At 73.2% G+C, this 14869-nt stretch carries 13 protein-coding genes; 7 read left to right on the forward strand and 6 right to left on the reverse strand.

Annotation, left to right across the window (positions count from 1 at the left end):
- Positions 1 to 29: 29 nt before the first annotated feature.
- On the forward strand, positions 30 to 1151 hold the full coding sequence (locus ABZ860_RS20065; RefSeq protein ID WP_357222162.1) for a serine hydrolase domain-containing protein: 1122 nt from the start codon (positions 30 to 32) through the stop codon (positions 1149 to 1151).
- A gap of 140 nt (positions 1152 to 1291) precedes the next feature.
- On the opposite strand, the gene ABZ860_RS20070 is transcribed toward ABZ860_RS20065, so the two are convergent.
- Positions 1292 to 1864, reverse strand: a complete 573-nt coding sequence (locus tag ABZ860_RS20070; protein WP_357222164.1) for a hemerythrin domain-containing protein — start codon at positions 1862 to 1864, stop codon at positions 1292 to 1294.
- Positions 1865 to 2026: 162 nt separating this feature from the next.
- On the opposite strand from ABZ860_RS20070, the gene ABZ860_RS20075 reads away from it, so the two are divergent.
- A complete protein-coding gene (locus ABZ860_RS20075; RefSeq protein WP_357222166.1) occupies positions 2027 to 3088 on the forward strand; it encodes a LacI family DNA-binding transcriptional regulator in 1062 nt (353 codons plus the stop codon).
- Here ABZ860_RS20075 and ABZ860_RS20080 read toward each other — a convergent pair.
- Positions 3072 to 4592 (reverse strand): serine/threonine-protein kinase, encoded by a 1521-nt coding sequence (locus ABZ860_RS20080; protein WP_357222168.1) that lies wholly within the window; start codon positions 4590 to 4592, stop codon positions 3072 to 3074. The genes ABZ860_RS20075 and ABZ860_RS20080 overlap by 17 nt on opposite strands.
- 35 nt (positions 4593 to 4627) lie before the next feature.
- Complete coding sequence (locus ABZ860_RS20085; RefSeq protein WP_357222170.1) at positions 4628 to 5887, reverse strand: SGNH/GDSL hydrolase family protein; 1260 nt, start codon at positions 5885 to 5887, stop codon at positions 4628 to 4630.
- Between the two features lie 246 nt (positions 5888 to 6133).
- On the opposite strand from ABZ860_RS20085, the gene ABZ860_RS20090 reads away from it, so the two are divergent.
- Together ABZ860_RS20090 and ABZ860_RS20095 are read left to right on the forward strand one after the other, a co-directional pair.
- The gene (locus tag ABZ860_RS20090) at positions 6134 to 8689 is read left to right on the forward strand and encodes a tetratricopeptide repeat protein (RefSeq protein WP_357222172.1); all 2556 of its coding nucleotides are present in this window, start codon (positions 6134 to 6136) and stop codon (positions 8687 to 8689) included.
- A gap of 130 nt (positions 8690 to 8819) precedes the next feature.
- Entirely contained in the window at positions 8820 to 9617 is a 798-nt protein-coding gene (locus ABZ860_RS20095) for a tyrosine-protein phosphatase (RefSeq protein ID WP_357222174.1), read from the forward strand.
- 25 nt (positions 9618 to 9642) lie between these two features.
- Here the strand turns inward: ABZ860_RS20095 and ABZ860_RS20100 are convergent, their stop codons facing one another.
- The gene (locus ABZ860_RS20100; RefSeq protein WP_357222176.1) at positions 9643 to 10488 is read right to left on the reverse strand and encodes an SDR family oxidoreductase; all 846 of its coding nucleotides are present in this window, start codon (positions 10486 to 10488) and stop codon (positions 9643 to 9645) included.
- A 100-nt stretch (positions 10489 to 10588) separates the two neighbouring features.
- Between ABZ860_RS20100 and ABZ860_RS20105 the strand changes: the two genes are divergently transcribed.
- The gene (locus ABZ860_RS20105; protein WP_357222178.1) at positions 10589 to 11224 is read left to right on the forward strand and encodes a TetR family transcriptional regulator; all 636 of its coding nucleotides are present in this window, start codon (positions 10589 to 10591) and stop codon (positions 11222 to 11224) included.
- A gap of 2 nt (positions 11225 to 11226) precedes the next feature.
- Here ABZ860_RS20105 and ABZ860_RS20110 read toward each other — a convergent pair whose 3' ends face one another.
- Both ABZ860_RS20110 and ABZ860_RS20115 read right to left on the reverse strand, forming a co-directional pair.
- Positions 11227 to 12363 (reverse strand): Gfo/Idh/MocA family oxidoreductase, encoded by a 1137-nt coding sequence (locus ABZ860_RS20110; protein WP_357222180.1) that lies wholly within the window; start codon positions 12361 to 12363, stop codon positions 11227 to 11229.
- 52 nt (positions 12364 to 12415) lie between these two features.
- Positions 12416 to 13321 carry a PAC2 family protein gene (locus tag ABZ860_RS20115; RefSeq protein ID WP_357222182.1) on the reverse strand — a complete coding sequence of 302 codons (906 nt, stop codon included), beginning with the start codon at positions 13319 to 13321 and terminating at the stop codon, positions 12416 to 12418.
- 93 nt (positions 13322 to 13414) lie between these two features.
- Between ABZ860_RS20115 and ABZ860_RS20120 the strand changes: the two genes are divergently transcribed.
- Both ABZ860_RS20120 and ABZ860_RS20125 read left to right on the forward strand, forming a co-directional pair.
- On the forward strand, positions 13415 to 13807 hold the full coding sequence (locus ABZ860_RS20120; protein ID WP_357222184.1) for an ankyrin repeat domain-containing protein: 393 nt from the start codon (positions 13415 to 13417) through the stop codon (positions 13805 to 13807).
- Positions 13808 to 13892: 85 nt separating this feature from the next.
- Positions 13893 to 14864 carry a 4-epi-cubebol synthase gene (locus tag ABZ860_RS20125; RefSeq protein ID WP_357222186.1) on the forward strand — a complete coding sequence of 324 codons (972 nt, stop codon included), beginning with the start codon at positions 13893 to 13895 and terminating at the stop codon, positions 14862 to 14864.
- The last annotated feature ends 5 nt before the right edge of the window (positions 14865 to 14869 follow it).

Raw genomic sequence — 14869 nt, forward strand, 5'->3', positions numbered from 1 at the left:
CTGCGGTTGAGTATTTTGGAGGAGCGCTCATGTGGTGTGATCCGGCCTTCGCGCCCGTCGCCGACGCGTTCAGACAGACGGACGCCGGACAAGGAGGCGCGGCCCTCGCCGTGTATGTGGACGGGCGCGTGGTCGTGGACCTCTGGCAGGGCACGGCCGATCCGGACGGTGTGCGGCGCTGGGAGCGGGACACGGTCGTCAACGTCTTCTCGGTGTCCAAGGGGGTGCTGGCGACGCTCGCGCACCTGTACGTCCAGCGCGGGCTGCTCGACCTGGACGCCCCCGTGGCCCGTTACTGGCCCGGGTTCGCCACCGTCACCACCGTCGCCGACCTGCTCGCGCACCGGTCGGGGCTGCCCGCCGTACGCCGGGAGCTGCCGCCGGGCTCCCTGTTCGACTGGGACGCGATGACCGCCGCGCTCGCGGCCGAGAGCCCCTGGTGGACGCCGGGGGAGCGGCACGGGTATCACGCGGTGACCTTCGGCTGGCTCGTCGGCGAGGTGCTGCGCCGGGTGGGCGGGCGGCCGCTCCGCGACCTGGTCCGCGACGAGCTCGGCGTCCCCGACCTGTGGATCGGCCTGCCCGCCGCCGAGGCAGGGCGCGCGGCGTACCTCGCCCCGCCCCTGGCCGGGCACGGGCAGGACGTCGCACCGTCATCGTTGATCAACGCCATGTCCGAGCCCGGCTCGATCACGATGAAGGCCTTCTGCAACCCGGCCGAGCAGCTCACGCCCGGTCTGGCCAACACCGCGCGCTGGCGGGCCGCCGAGATTCCCGCGTCGAACGGGCACGCCACCGCCAGGGCCCTCGCCACGCTGTACGGCAGGCTCGTGTCGTGCCGCAGGCGCGCCGGCGCGATCCTCGGGCCGGACGTGCTCGGCCGGGCCGTCGCGCCCCGGAGCGAGGGGCGCGACGAGGTTCTGCTGGCGCAGACCAGGTTCGCGCTCGGCTACATGCTGCCCTGTGAGATCCGGCCGTTCGCGCCGAACCCGCGCGCGTTCGGGCACAGCGGCTCGGGCGGGGCGCTCGCCTTCGGCGACCCGGACGCGGGGGTCGCCCTGGCCTACACGCCGAGCCGCCTCGTCGTCAGCGCGGCCGGCCCGGACCCGAGGTGGAAGCCCATGGTCGCGGCGCTGTACGCCTGCCTCTGACGGGTCATCGGGCCCATGGCCGGCTGCGGCGCGTTCCCTTTGGGGTTGCCCGGTGCTTCAGGGGCCGTTCGCGGCCGACGAGGACGGCGCCCCGGCGGATCGTCCGCCCGGGGACGAACAGCGCCGCGACGCGGGCGAGCTCAGCCCTGCGCCTGCTTCTTCTGCTTGACGGCGGCGACGAGCTCGTCCTTGCTCATGCCCGACGCACCCTCGACGCCCAGTTCCTTGGCCTGGTGCAGCAGCTCGTCCTTTGTCCGGGAGCGGGGCTTGATGGGAGCGGCCAGCACCGCGGCCTTCCGCTTGCTGAAGGCCTTGCCGAGCTGCACCCGCTCCTCGAAGGGGACGGCCTTCTCCAGGACCGGGAGGATGTCGTTCTCCTCCTCCTCGACGTGGTGCGTCACCGCCTCGATCAGCTCGTGCAGCAGCGTGTCGAACTCGGGGCTCTCCGGGGCGGTCTCCAGGAGCTGGGAGATCATCTCCTCGGCCTCGTGGTGCTCCTCCGTGCCGTGGTGGACCTCCTCCTTCTCCTCGGGCTGCCGCTTGGCGAGCACGGGGTAGACCTCGTCCTCCTCGCCCTCGCTGTGGGCGATGAACTTCGCGGCCAGCTCCGCGAGGAGGGCCGGCCGGTTCTCCGGCATCGTCCGGAGCCGCTCGAACAGCGACTCCACGTCGCGGTGATCTTCCTTGATCAGGCTGATGACGTCGGTTGCCATGGGTCTCCTCCTGTGCGTGGACGCGCTCGCACTACCCAGCGTCACCGCCCTCACACCGGTCCCGGCCGGATCTGCCCGGCAGACCGTCGACGGCCGCGGTGCCCTTGGCCCCTCCGCTGCCGGTCACCCGGTAGCCGGCCGAGTGTCCCGTAGACTCGGCTCATGATCGAGGGAGGCCGGTCGCCACGGCGCCGAGGTCCTCGGCGCGGCGAACTCAGCGTCACCGCGATCGCCCAGCTCGCAGGGGTCTCGCCGCCGACGGTCTCGAAGGTGCTGCACGGCCGTACCGGCGTGGGGGAGAGCACCCGTCAGCGGGTGGAGGCGCTCCTGCGCGAGCACGGGTATCGCCGGCCGGCGTCAGCCGGGCCGGAGCACGGCCTGGAGGTGGTGTTCAGCCACATGCTGGGTTCCATCGCGCTCGAGATCATGCGGGGCGTCGAGCAGGTCGCGGCCGCCCGTCATCTGGCCGTCGGCTTCACCGACGTGCGCTCGCGCGTGACGGCGGGCCTGCCCTGGGTGGAGCCGTTGTTGCTGCGGCAGCCGGTGGGGGTGATCGCCGTCGTCTCCGGCTTCACCACTGAGCACCGCGACCTGTTCGAGGCCGGGGGCGTCCCCCTCGTGGCGCTGGACCCGACCGGGGACGTGAATCCCACGCCGTCGGTGGGGTCGACCGGCTGGAGTGGTGCGCTCGCGGCCACGCGACACCTGCTGGAGCTGGGGCACCGGCGCATCGGCGTGATCACCGGGCCCGCCGGCTTCCTGGCCTCGCGGGCGCGGCTGGACGGGTTCCGCGCCGCGCTGGACACCGCCGGCGTCCCGTTCGACGAACGGCTCATGCGCGCCGGGCCGTTCCTGTTCGAGCACGGCAGGGACCTCGGGGCGGAGCTGCTGACCCTGCCCGACCCTCCGACGGCCATCGTGTGCGGCAACGACCTGCAGGCGTTCGGCGTCTACGAGGCCGCCAGGATCGCCGGTGTGCGCATCCCCGACGACCTCAGCGTCGTCGGGTTCGACGACATCGAGCACTGCGCGTGGGTGGCGCCGCCGTTGACCACGGTGCGCCAGCCGTTCTTCGAGATCGGCGCCACCGCCGCGCGAATCGTGCTGGCGCTGGCCGACGGGGAAAGACCGGCAGAGACGCTCGTCGAGCTCGGCACCACCCTCGTGGTGCGCGGCAGCACGGCCCCGCCCCGCCGGAACCCGAGGATCAGGAGTCCTTGGTGAGGGTTCCCTCGTAGGCGAACAGGCCGAGGTCGTCGGTGTGGCGGTAGGCGAGGGCGTCGCCCTTTCGGGTGAGCACGACGTCGCCGGGGACGCACTGCGGGACGTCCTCCAGCCGGAACGTGAGCGCCGAGCCGGACGCCGCGGTCAGCCGCAGCGTGCCGTCGCACGAGTTCGCCGGCTCCTTCCACCTGCCGGACGGCTCGCCGCGCTTCAACTCGATCTCGATGTCGTACTCGCTCGTGAGGAGGCCGGCGGTGGGCGCGATGTGCCCCCGCCACTTCCCCGCGAACGCCTGCGGAACGCCCGCGGGCGCGGAGGCGGTCGCCGGGTCCGTCTTGCCCGTGGCGCCGGGCTCGGCGCCCGTGGTTCCGGTGCCGGTCGGCGTCGGTCCCGCCGCGTACGTGCTGTGGGCGGGGGCGCTCGCCAGGGGCGTGGGGGACGGGCCGCCGGACAGCGCGGCCAGGCGCGGGACCAGCAGCGCGGCGGTGATCCCGAGAGCCGCCACGGCGGCGCCGGCCCCGGCCAGGACCCGGGTGCGCGATCCGCCCCGGCGGCCACCGGGAACCGTGTCGGCGGCTCCGTGCTCCCCGGCAGGGCCCGCGGCCGGGCCGGCGGACGGCGACGTGGGCGGCCACGGAGACGGGGCGTACGGCTGCGCGGGCGCGGCGGGAGGGACGCCGTTCGCCGCCCCGCCCGTACGCACCGGGCCGGGCGCGGTGCCGACCAGTTCGAGCAGCAGGTCACGGGCGTCGGGACGGGCGGCGGGGTCCTTGGCGAGGCAGCGTTCGACCAGCGCGCGCAGAGGCGGGGGCACCGGCGTCAGATCGGGGAAGGTCGTCATGATCCGGTGCAGCACGGCGGCGACGTTGCCTGCGCCGAACGCCGCCCGGCCGGTGGCGGCGAAGACGATCGTCGCTCCCCAGGCGAACACGTCGGAGGCGGGGGTGGCCGGATGTCCCGCGATCTGTTCGGGCGCGAGGTAGGCCGGGGTGCCCACCGGCCCCGCGGTCATCGTCTCGCTCTCGTCCTGGCGGGCGATGCCGAAGTCGACCACGCGGGGACCGTCCGGCCCCAGCAGCACGTTCGCCGGCTTGAAGTCGCGGTGCACGACGCCCGCGCCGTGGATCGCCGCCAGCGCGGTCGCGGTGCCCACCGCGAGCCGTTCCAGCTCGCCTCCGCGCAGCGGCCCCGACGCGGTCACCCGCTGCTGGAGCGAGGGGCCGTCGACGAACTCGCTCACGACGTACGGCGCGCGCCCGTCCACCACAGCCGTGATCACCCTGGCGGTGCAGAAGGGCGCGACGCCGCGCAGGACGTCGAGTTCGCGCGCCAGCCGTGCCCGGACGGCGGGGTCGAGCCCGGTCTTGAGCACCTTCACCGCGACCGGGGCGCCGTCGGGCGCATGGCCCAGGTAGACGACGCCTTGACCGCCCTCCCCGAGACGTCCGCTGATGCGGAACCCGCCGAGTGTGCGCGGGTCCTCTGGCTCAAGGGGGGCGACCATTGTCACAAGGTAGCGATCCCGCGGCCGTCACGGGATCAGAGCAGGCGGGGGTTCACCGCGTCGGCGAGCGCGCGCCGCCCGGCGTCGCTCAGGTGCAGGTGATCACCCGAGTCGTACGAGACGGCCAGCTGCTCGGGGAACTCGGGGTCGCGTACGGCCCGGTCGAAGTCGACGACGCCGTCGAACGCCTTGCTCGTGCGGATCCACTCGTTCAGCCGCTGCCTGATCTCCTCGCGCTCCGGCGTCCAGGTGCTCCAGCCGTAGAAGGGGGTGAGCGTGGCGCCCAGCACCTTGACCTTGCGGGCGTGCGCCTCTCGGATCAGCCGCTTGTAGCCGTAGGCGAGCGGCTTGATCGAGGTGTACTCGCCCCGGGCGATGTCGTTGATCCCTTCATAGATCACCACCGTGCGCACCCCCGGCTGGGACAGCGCGTCGCGGTAGAACCGGCTGAGTCCGCTCGGGCCCACATTGGGGCGCAGCAGCCGGTTCCCGGCGATGCCGGCGTTGAGCACCCCCATCCGCCGCGACGGCGACTGGTGCGTCAGCCGCTGCCGCAGGTAGTCGGTCCAGCGGCGATTGGCGTCGACGGCCTGGCCGGCGCCGTCGGTGATCGAGTCGCCGAACGCCACCACCGAACCGACCGTGGCCGCGCCCGCCTCGACGGCGATCCGGTCGAGGAAGTACCACTGCGTGCTGGTGTAGGTGAAGCCCTCGCCGCTCTCCTCGGCCGCGTGGTCCCCCGGGTCCGACAGGTACGTGGTGCTGTAGGCGCGTTCGTGCCCGGTCACGCCGTTGACCGTGCCGGGCAGGTGGAGGCTGACGACCAGGGCGGAGCCGCCGGCGATCCGGCCCGGGATCGGGTCGCTCCAGACGGCCTGGCCCGGCGGCACCCGCACCGAGGTGCGCTTGCGGAAGGTCACCGGCCGGTTGGTGCCCGCGATGATCTCGGCGCCGTACGCCTGGACGCCCACGTGGACATTGGCGAACATCACCGGCGCCGCCCCGAAGACGTTGGACAGGCGCAGGCGCATGCCGGCGCCGCCGACGCTGGCGCGCACGACCATCCGCACGGTCTGCCCGCCGAGGGCCGCCGTGATCCGGTCGGTCGAGGTGGTCCACGCGCCGACCAGGCGCTGCTGTACGGGCGAGCGGTGCCGCGCGGACGAGTCGCCACCGGGCTTCGGCGCGGCCGTGAGGGACTCCGCATGGACCGGCGCCATGGGGAGCGCGGCGGTCGCGCCGCTGACGGCGAGGGCGAGAGCGGCCATGGTCAACCGGTGAGCCGGCCGTGCCATCCGGGGTCCTCCATCTGGGTGTGGCTGCCTGGGGCGGGTCCGTGGCGGCCCCGCTTCCGATCGCTCAACCGAGGCGTGATCGAGAAGCGTCCGCGACGCCATACATTACGGCTGTTTGGCGAACACTGGGTGAGAAGTTGACCGTCAGGCGTAAGAGCCGACCTCATTCTGGTTGAATTCCGGCTGAGGCCTTGCCCGTTCTCCGAGCCGTCCGACGTCGGCCGCACGTCCTGGAGGACCTGACGGATGCTCCCGTCCACCCGCGACGACGACGTCCCCGGCGTACGGCCGCCCGCTCGCCGGCGTGGTTCGCTGGCCGCGCCCGCCCTCGCGGGTGTGGCGGCGGCCGTGGCGAGCGCGCTCGGCACCTCCCTCGACATATGGACGTTGCCGGTGCCCGCCCGCGTGGCGATCACCGTGGTGGTGGCGGCGCTCGTCGGCGCCCTGACCTGGGCCACGCTGGCGCCCTCGTCGGCGGTGTCCGGCCCGCGGGCGGGGAGAGGGACGCCGCCGCCCGCCGAGCTGCCGCCGGTCATCGCGCACTTCACGGGGCGGCGTGAGGTGCTGGCGGAGCTGCACGAGCAGTTCGCCGAGCGAGAGCGGGACGCGCCCCTGGTCGTTTCGCTCTACGGGCGGGCCGGCGTCGGCAAGTCGGCGCTGGCCGCGCGGTTCGCCCACGAGGTCATCGGCGAGTTCCCCGACGGTCAGCTCTACTTCGATCTGCGGGGCGCGGACGGCGCGGTGCGGCCCGAGGAGGTGCTGGCCGCGTTCCTACGGGCCCTCGGCGTCCGGCTCACCACCGATCCCGGCGGCCTCGCCGAGCTGCAGAAGCTCTGGTGGACGTGGACCAAGGACCTGCGCGTCCTGATATTCCTCGACAACGCGCAGAGCGGTGAGCAGGTGCGGGTCCTGATCCCGCCGGAGCCGGGCTGCGCCGTGATCGTCACCTCCCGGCAGCCGCTGTTCCTGCGCAACCGCTACGACCGGCAGCTCGCCGTCTTCAGCGAGGCGCAGGGAGTCGAACTGCTCGCCCGGCTCGCGGGCGACGAGCGCGTCGCCGCCGACCTCGACGCCGCCCTCGCGATCGTGCGGCTGTGCGATCGGCTGCCGCTCGCCATCAGCATCTGCGGCGGACGGCTGGCGACCAGGGAGCGGTGGTCGCTGCGGGAACTGGCCGACCGGCTCGCCGACGAGCGGCGCAGGCTCGGCCAGCTCGAGGTCGGCGCGCAGATCGACCGCAGCGTGCGGGCCTCGCTGCAGCTCAGCTACGACGACTGCACCGGCATCCAGCGCCGGCTGCTGCGCCTGCTCGGCCTGCTGCCCGCGCCCGACATGCAGGCGTGGGTGGCGGGCGACCTGCTGGGCGCCTCGGAGCTCGACGGCGCCGACCAGCTGGAGGCGCTGGTGGACGCGCAGCTCGCCGAGTGCTCGGGCCGCGACCTCACCGGCCGGATGCGCTACCGCCTGCATGATCTGGTCCGGCTGTTCGCCCGCGAGGTCGCCCTGCGGGAAGAGCCCGAGGAGCGTCGCCGCGCCGCCATCGAGCGGGTCCTGTACGGCTATCGCCGCCGGGCCGAGAGCGCCGCCACCGAGCGCTGGCCCCAGGACTGGCGGCGGCGCGGCGTACGCACCGGCGGCGGGAGCGGTGCGGGCGGCGACAGCGGCGAGGTCTCCTCGGCCGCCTGGTTCACGGCCGAGCGGCTCGCCCTGCTGTCGGCTGTCCACATGGCCGGGTCGCAGGAACTGTGGGACCTCGCGTGGGCGACCGGCCGTGCCTTCTGCTCGCTGTGCCACTCGCTGCGCGCGTACTGGTCCGACTGGCGGGAGGTCGCCGACCTGGTCTGCGAGGCCGCCGAGCGAACCGGCGACCCCAGGGCCGTGGGAATCGCGCTGATGGAACGGGCGGCGGTGGTGGGTGGCAGCGGGCGGTCCGCCGCGGCGAGGGCGGACGCCGAGCGGGCGCTGGAGCTGTTCACCGGCCTGGGGGAGTCGTGGTGGGCGGCGCGGGCCATGCGGACGGTCGGGATGACGCTGTTCGGCGAGGGCAACCTCGACCGCGGGCAGGGGTACCTCACCGGCGCGATCAGCGCGTTCACGGCCGAGGACGACCGCTGGTGGCAGGCGCGCGCCCAGCGCAACCTGGCCGAGCTGCGCCTGGCCCAGGGCAGGCTCGCCGAGGCGAGGCGACTCCTCGAGGACTCTCTCGCGGTCTTCGAGAGCGGGGGCAACCGCTACTCGGAGGCCCAGACCCAGCGGGTGCTCGGAGAGGTGCTGGCCGCCGAGGCGCGCGAGCTGCTCAAGGCCGGGGACGCCTCGGCGGCCGAGCGCAGGTTCGTCCTGGCGGGCAACGCCCTTCGCTTCGCCATCCGCGCGTTCCACGAGCGCGGGGAGGAGTGGGAGGAGGCCCGCTGCCTGCGCGCCGCCGGCGAGATCGGCGACCCGGACAACGGCCTGCGCGAGTACGCGGGGGTGCGCCTGGCGAAGGAGACGCTCGAGAAGCTCGGGGACTCCTGGGGCGTGGCCAGGACCCGGACGTCGGAGGGCGCGGCGCTGGCCAGGCTGGGGCGTGCGGACGAGGCGGTCGCCGCGCTGCGCGAGGCCGTGCGGGAGTTCGCGGAGCTGGGCGACCGCTGGTGGCAGGCCCGCGGCCTCCGCACGCTCGGCGAGGTGCTGGTGGAGGCGGGCCGCGCAGACGAGGCGCACGAGCCCGTCGCCGAGGCCCTGGAGATCTACCGCAGCCTCGGCAACGAGGCGGGGGTCGCGCGTGCCCGGGCCCTGCTCGACCGCGTCACCCGGCCCTGACCCGGCGGTCGCGCACGTTTTCACCCAGGAAGGGATGTCGAGGCAGGTAGCGGGATCGATGCGACAGCGGGCGCAGATCTTCACTCTGCACTCATTTCTCCGTCATAGAGGGACGGATAGGCTCGGCATGATGAATGCACACGAGCGTTGGATCGTTCTGGAAGGCGCGGCGAACGTACGGGATCTCGGCGGTCTGCCCACCGCGGACGGCGGGACCACGGTGCCCGGCCGGATCCTGCGGGCCGACAACCTGCAGGGCCTGACCGAGGGCGACGTGGCACTGCTGGTGGGCGACCTCAAGCTGCGGCACGTGGTCGACCTGCGGTCGGAGACCGAGGTACGCCTGGAGGGGCCCGGCCCGCTGACCCTCCTCCCGGAGGTCGGCATCCACCACCACAGCCTGTTCGCGGAGGGCGGGCGCCTCACCGACGTCGAGGCCGACACCATCGACGACAGGGCCCTGCCGTGGCAGGGCGAGCGGGACGAGGAGGACCTGGCCGAACTCCGCGTGACTGGCTACTACTACGGATACCTGCGCGACCGGCCCGACTCGGTGGTGGCCGCCCTGCGGGTGCTCGCCCGTGACGACGGCATGGCCGTGGTGCACTGCGCGGCGGGCAAGGACCGCACCGGAGTGGTCTGCGCCCTGGCGCTCGCCGTCGCGGGCGCCACCCGGGAGGCGATCGTGGAGGACTACGTCGCCACCGGTCAACGGCTGGAGGGCATCCTCGCCCGGCTGCGCGCCAGCCGGACCTACCGCGACGACCTCGACTCGAAGCCGGCCGACAGCCACCTGCCGCGGCCCGAGTACATGGACCAGTTCCTGTCGACGCTGGACGACCGGTTCGGCGGCCCCCTCGGCTGGCTGCGCACCCACGGCTGGACCGACGCCGACACCGAGGCCCTGCGCGGCCGGCTGCGCGACTGACCTCCGGCCGCCGCCGAAAGCGGGGTCAGGCGAGGGTCTCGCCGCCGTCGACGGTGATGACCTGGCCGGTGACGTAGTTGTTGGCCATGAGGAAGACAGCCGCGGCGGCGGCCTCCTCGGCCGTGCCGAACCGGCCGAGGGGAGCGGTGGCTCCGGCGGCGGCGATCCCGTCGTCGGAGTCCAGCCCCGGCAGTGAGCGCAGGAGCGGGGTGTCGATCCGGCCGTAGCGGACGGTGTTCACACGCACCCGTGCGGAGGCGAGTTCCACGGCGAGGGCCCTGGTGAGGGTCTCCACGGCGCCGGCGAGCGACAGCGGGACGGTCATCCCGGGATAAGGGCGGACCACGAGGATCCCCGAGCTGAGTGTGAGCGAGCCTCCCGCGGGAAGCCGGGTCGCCGCCGCGCGGGCGACGGCGAAGACCGTGTGGAGGGGACCGGAGCCGAGGGTCGCGCGGATGTCGTCGGCCGACAGCCCGCTCAGGGGGCCGGCGCCGCTGATGCCGCCGGCGGTGACGTACACGTGGTCGACGTGACCCGCCCGGTCGAAGGCCTCGGCGAGGGTCCGTTCGTCTCCGCCGTCGCCGGGAACGCCGAGCACGGCGTCGTCGGGATCGGCGGCCGGGTCCGCACCGGGCAGCTGGGAGACACCGCGGACCCGGGAGACGGCGGCCTTGAGCCTGTCGGGGTCGCGGCCGACCAGCACGACGCGGGCGCCGACCGAACGCAGCAGGACGCCCGCCGCCAAACCGATGCCCGAGCTTCCGCCGACGAGGACGGCGGTCGTGCCCGACAGAGCGGCCGGCAGCGGCGACCGTACGGGGATGGGCGCCGGGGTGGTCGGTGTCGGGGTACTCAGTGTCTCGGTGCTCATGCGAGAGCCTTTCGGTGAAATAAACCATCTGGTTGTTTTAGTACGACCCCGATACTGCCGCCTGGATGGAGCGGAGTCAACCGGATGGTTTAATTCGTTCATGGCCTACGACGCGGAGGACACCAGACGGCGGATCTTCGACGCCGCCGCCGCCGAGTTCGCCGAGCACGGGCTGGCGGGGGCCAGGGTCGACCGGATCGCCACCACCGCCAGGGCCAACAAGCAGGCGATCTACCTCTATTACGGGAGCAAGGAGAAGCTGTTCGCCGCCGTCCTGCGGGCGAAGCTGGAGGAGGTCCGCGCCTCCGTCTCCATCGATCCCGACGCGGTGGCCGAGTCGGTCGGGCAGATGTTCGACTGGTATCGGGAACACCCGGAGCTGATCAGGCTGCTGCTCTGGGAGGCGCTGGAGGCGGGCGACGAACCCGCCGAGAGCGAGGGCGAGAGCGAGCGGCGTGCGGCTTTCCGCGAGAAGACCCACCAGCTCCTGGACGGGGGCGCGGTCGGCCACCTTCCCGAGGACGCGCGGGTGCGCGCCTGCCAGGATTTGCTGTTCACCGTCATGGGACTGATCGCCTGGAACTTCGCGGTGCCCGGGATGTGCCGCCTCGTCCTGGACGAGGAGACCGAGCAGGCCGCCCTGGACCGCCGCCGCGCGACAGTGGTGGAAGTCGCGCGCAGGCTCGCGACCGCCCCGGACGCCTTCGCGGCGGGCTCCCGGAGCGGCGCGAGCTGAGGCTATTCCTCCCGCTCGGGGAGGGTGACCACCTGGCCGCGGGCGGCCGACAGGACGGCGGCCTCCAGGACGGCGATGGTCGCGGCGGCGTCGTCCGGCTCGACCGGGGGCGGCGCGCCGTCGCGCAGGCAGGCCACGACGCCCTCGTAGAACCGCTGGTACGCCCCGGGCTCGGTGGGCACCCGGCGGGCGTCGCCCTCGACCCCGAAAGTGCCCCAGCGTTCCGAGGGCTCCGCGCCCCATCCCGTGCCCGCGCCCGGACCTGTGCCCTGGTCTGTGCCCTGGCCTGTGCCCCGTCCTGCGCCCTGGCCGAAGTCGGCGGCCTCCGGGCGCTCGCCCGCCCGCAGGCGTTCCTCCTGCGGGTCCAGCCCCCACTTGACGTACGAGGCGCGGGAGCCGAGCACCCGGAACCTCGGGCCGAGGTTCGCGGCCACCGCGCTCATCCACAGGTGCGAGCGGGTCCCGCTCCGGTGGGTCAGCGCGACGAACGCGTCGTCGTCGTTGCGCACCCCGGCCCGCCTGACGTCGGTCTCCGCGTAGACCTGGGAGACCGGGCCGAACAACCGCAGGGCCTGGTCGACCAGGTGGCTGCCGAGGTCGAAGAGGGTGCCGCCGACCTCCTCCGGACCGCCCGACTCGCGCCAGCCGCCCTTGGGCACCGGCCGCCACCGCTCGAACCGCGACTCGAACCGGTGGACCTCGCCCAGCTCGGGCAGCAGCCGCCGCAGGGTCAGGAAGTCGCCGTCCCAGCGCCGGTTCTGGAAGACCGTCAGCATCAGCCCGCGGTCGCGCGCGAGCCGTACGAGGTCGCGGGCCTCCGCGGCGGCGCCGGCCAGCGGCTTGTCGACGACCACGGGAAGCCCGGCCTTGAGCGCCTCGGTCGCCAGGGGCACGTGCGTGCGGTTGGGCGTGGCGACCACCACGAGATCGCAGCGGTCCCACAGGTCGTCCGCGGCGGGGACGACGTCCGCGCCGGGGTGTTCGGCACGGACGCGCTCGGCCCTGCCGGGGTCGCGGGTGACGACGGCGGCGAGGCGCAGTCCCGGCGTGGCGGCGATCAGCGGCGCGTGGAAGAAGGATCCGGCCGGACCGAAACCAGCCAATCCGACACGGATCTCGGGGATATCTGAGGGCGGCATGAGGGTCGGGGCGTCCTTCGGGGCGGGTCGAGGGCGGCGGTTTCGCGGCGGCTCAGGTGTCGCGGTCGTCGCGTTCGGCGAGGAACGCCTCGAACTGGGCGGCGAGCTCGTCACCCGTGGGCATCTGCGCCTCCTCGGCCAGCAGGCTCTCCCGTTCGGCGCCCGACTGGAACGCGTCGTACTGCTGCTCCAGGCCGCGGATGGCGCCGGCGAGCTCCTCGGACGCCGCGATCTGCTCCTCGATCTCGGTGTCGGTCTTGTCGGCCGCGTCCCTGAGCGCGTCCATGGGGAAGACCAGCCCGGTGCCGCGGGTGACGGCCTCCAGCGCGGCCACGGCGGCCTGCGGGTACTCCGCCTGGGCGAGATAGTGGGGCACGTGGACGGCGTAGCCGAGCGCGTCGTGGCCCTTCGTCCCGAGCCGGAACTCGATGAGCGCGGCGAGGCTCCCCGGCACGCGGACCTTGCCGAAGGGGCTGGTCTGCCCGTGGACGAGGTCGGGGCGCGTCGCGTGGGCCGTCATGCCGAGCGGGCGGGTGTGCGGGACGCCCATCGGGATGCCGTGGACGGTGACCAGCCTGCCGATGTTGAGCCGGGTCACCAGCATGCCGACGGCCTCGGTGAACAGCTCCCACTCCCGGTCGGGCTCCGGGCCGCTCATGATGAGGAACGGCGTGCCCGTGACGTCCTTGGTCAGGTAGACGGCCAGCTCGGGAGTGTCGTAGTCGCTCCAGTGATCGGTGTCGAAGGTCATCGCCGGGCGGCGGGACCGGTAGTCGAGCAGCCGGTCCACGTCGAAGGTCGCGATGACCCGGTGCTCCAGTTCGGCGAGGAGGTGCCCCAGGGCCAGCCGCCCGGCGGAGCCGGCGTCGACGAACCCCTCGAAGTGGTAGAGCAGCACCGGATCGGTCAGCTCGGGAAGGTCCCCGTCGAGCCGATAGAGATCCGTGGGGTCGGACACGTGTCCCAGCCTTTCTCACGAAGTCTTTACCTACTGAACCTACGGGACCCCCGGTCGATTCCGGAGGGGTAGCGGCGACCTTACCGTTGGACCATGGGCACCATGGAGCCGGACCCTGAGCTGGAGGAGTTCGCCACCAGGCTCTTCGAGCTCGCGAGGTCGGGGCGGACCGAGGCGCTGTGCGCGTACGTCGACGCGGGCGTGCCCGTCAACCTGCGCAACCAGAAGGGCGACACCCTGCTCATGCTGGCGGCCTACCACGGGCACGCCGCGACGGTGCGCGCCCTGGGCGAGCGGGGCGCGGACCCCGACCTCGCCAACGACCGCGGGCAGACCCCGCTCGCCGGGGCGGTGTTCAAGAAGGAGCCCGAGGTCGTGCGGGCGTTGCTGGAGCTGGGAGCCGATCGCTACGCGGGGACGCCGTCGGCGGTCGACGCCGCCCGCATGTTCGGGGACGCCGAGATCGTCACCCTCATCGAGGGCTAATCCGGCTGAATGGATCTATCTGGCCGATGTGTCCGTAATTATGGCAAGGCTGGCGCCGTTCATGCGGTAGGACCATGCTTGTCGGATGGCTACTGCGAAAGCGGATTCCCTCAGCGGGCGCCCCCTCCGCCTTCCCTCCCTCACCTGCCCCTTCCCCAGTGCGGTGAACCCGCACGTGGACGAGGTGAACCGGGACACGCTGGCCTGGCTGGCCGCCTCCGGCATGATCGCCGACGACGACCAGCTCGAGCGTTTCCGGCTCGCTCGCTACGGATGGCTCGGCGCCCGGACCTACCCGTACGCCTCCCGGGAGCTGTGCCAGCTCGTCACGGACTGGTGCGTGTGGCTGTTCGCGTTCGACGACGCCTACTGCGAGTCGGACCGGCGGGCGGCCGAGATCGCCCGGGCCCTGCCCCAGCTCTACAGCGTCGTCGAGGACAACGAGGGGGACGAACCGGTCGAGAACGTCTTCGCCCGCGCGCTCCTCGACATCAAGACGCGGATCAGGGAACACGGCACCGCCGACCAGCTCGACCGGTGGCGCGCGACGACCAAGGACTACCTGTTCGCCCAGGTCTGGGAGGCCGCCAACCGGGAGGACGACGTCGTTCCCACGATCGACGACTACATCTTCATGCGCCGCAGGACCGGCGCGATGCTCACCGTCTTCGCGCTGATCGACGTGGCCGCGGAGGTCTGTCTCACGATGGACGAGTGGCGCCATCCGGTGGTGCACGAGATGACCGAGCACGCCAACGACGTGGTCGTCTGGGACAACGACCTCATCTCCTACGCCAAGGAGCGGGGCGAGGCGAACATCCGCAACAACCTCGTCAGCGTGCTGGTCGGGCACACCGGCTGCACGGTCCAGGAGGCGATGGACCGGATCGGCGCGATGCGCGACGAGGCGGTCGCCGCGATGGCGGCGCTCACCCCGGCCACCGAGGCGCTCGGCTCACCCGCCGTCGACGCGTACGTGCACGGCCTGCAGTACTGGATCAGCGGCAGCGTCGACTACTCGCTGACCAGCTCCCGGTACGTCGGCGCCTGGCAGTGACCACC

Source organism: Microbispora sp. NPDC046973 (assembly GCF_040644495.1).
GTDB lineage: Bacteria > Actinomycetota > Actinomycetes > Streptosporangiales > Streptosporangiaceae > Microbispora.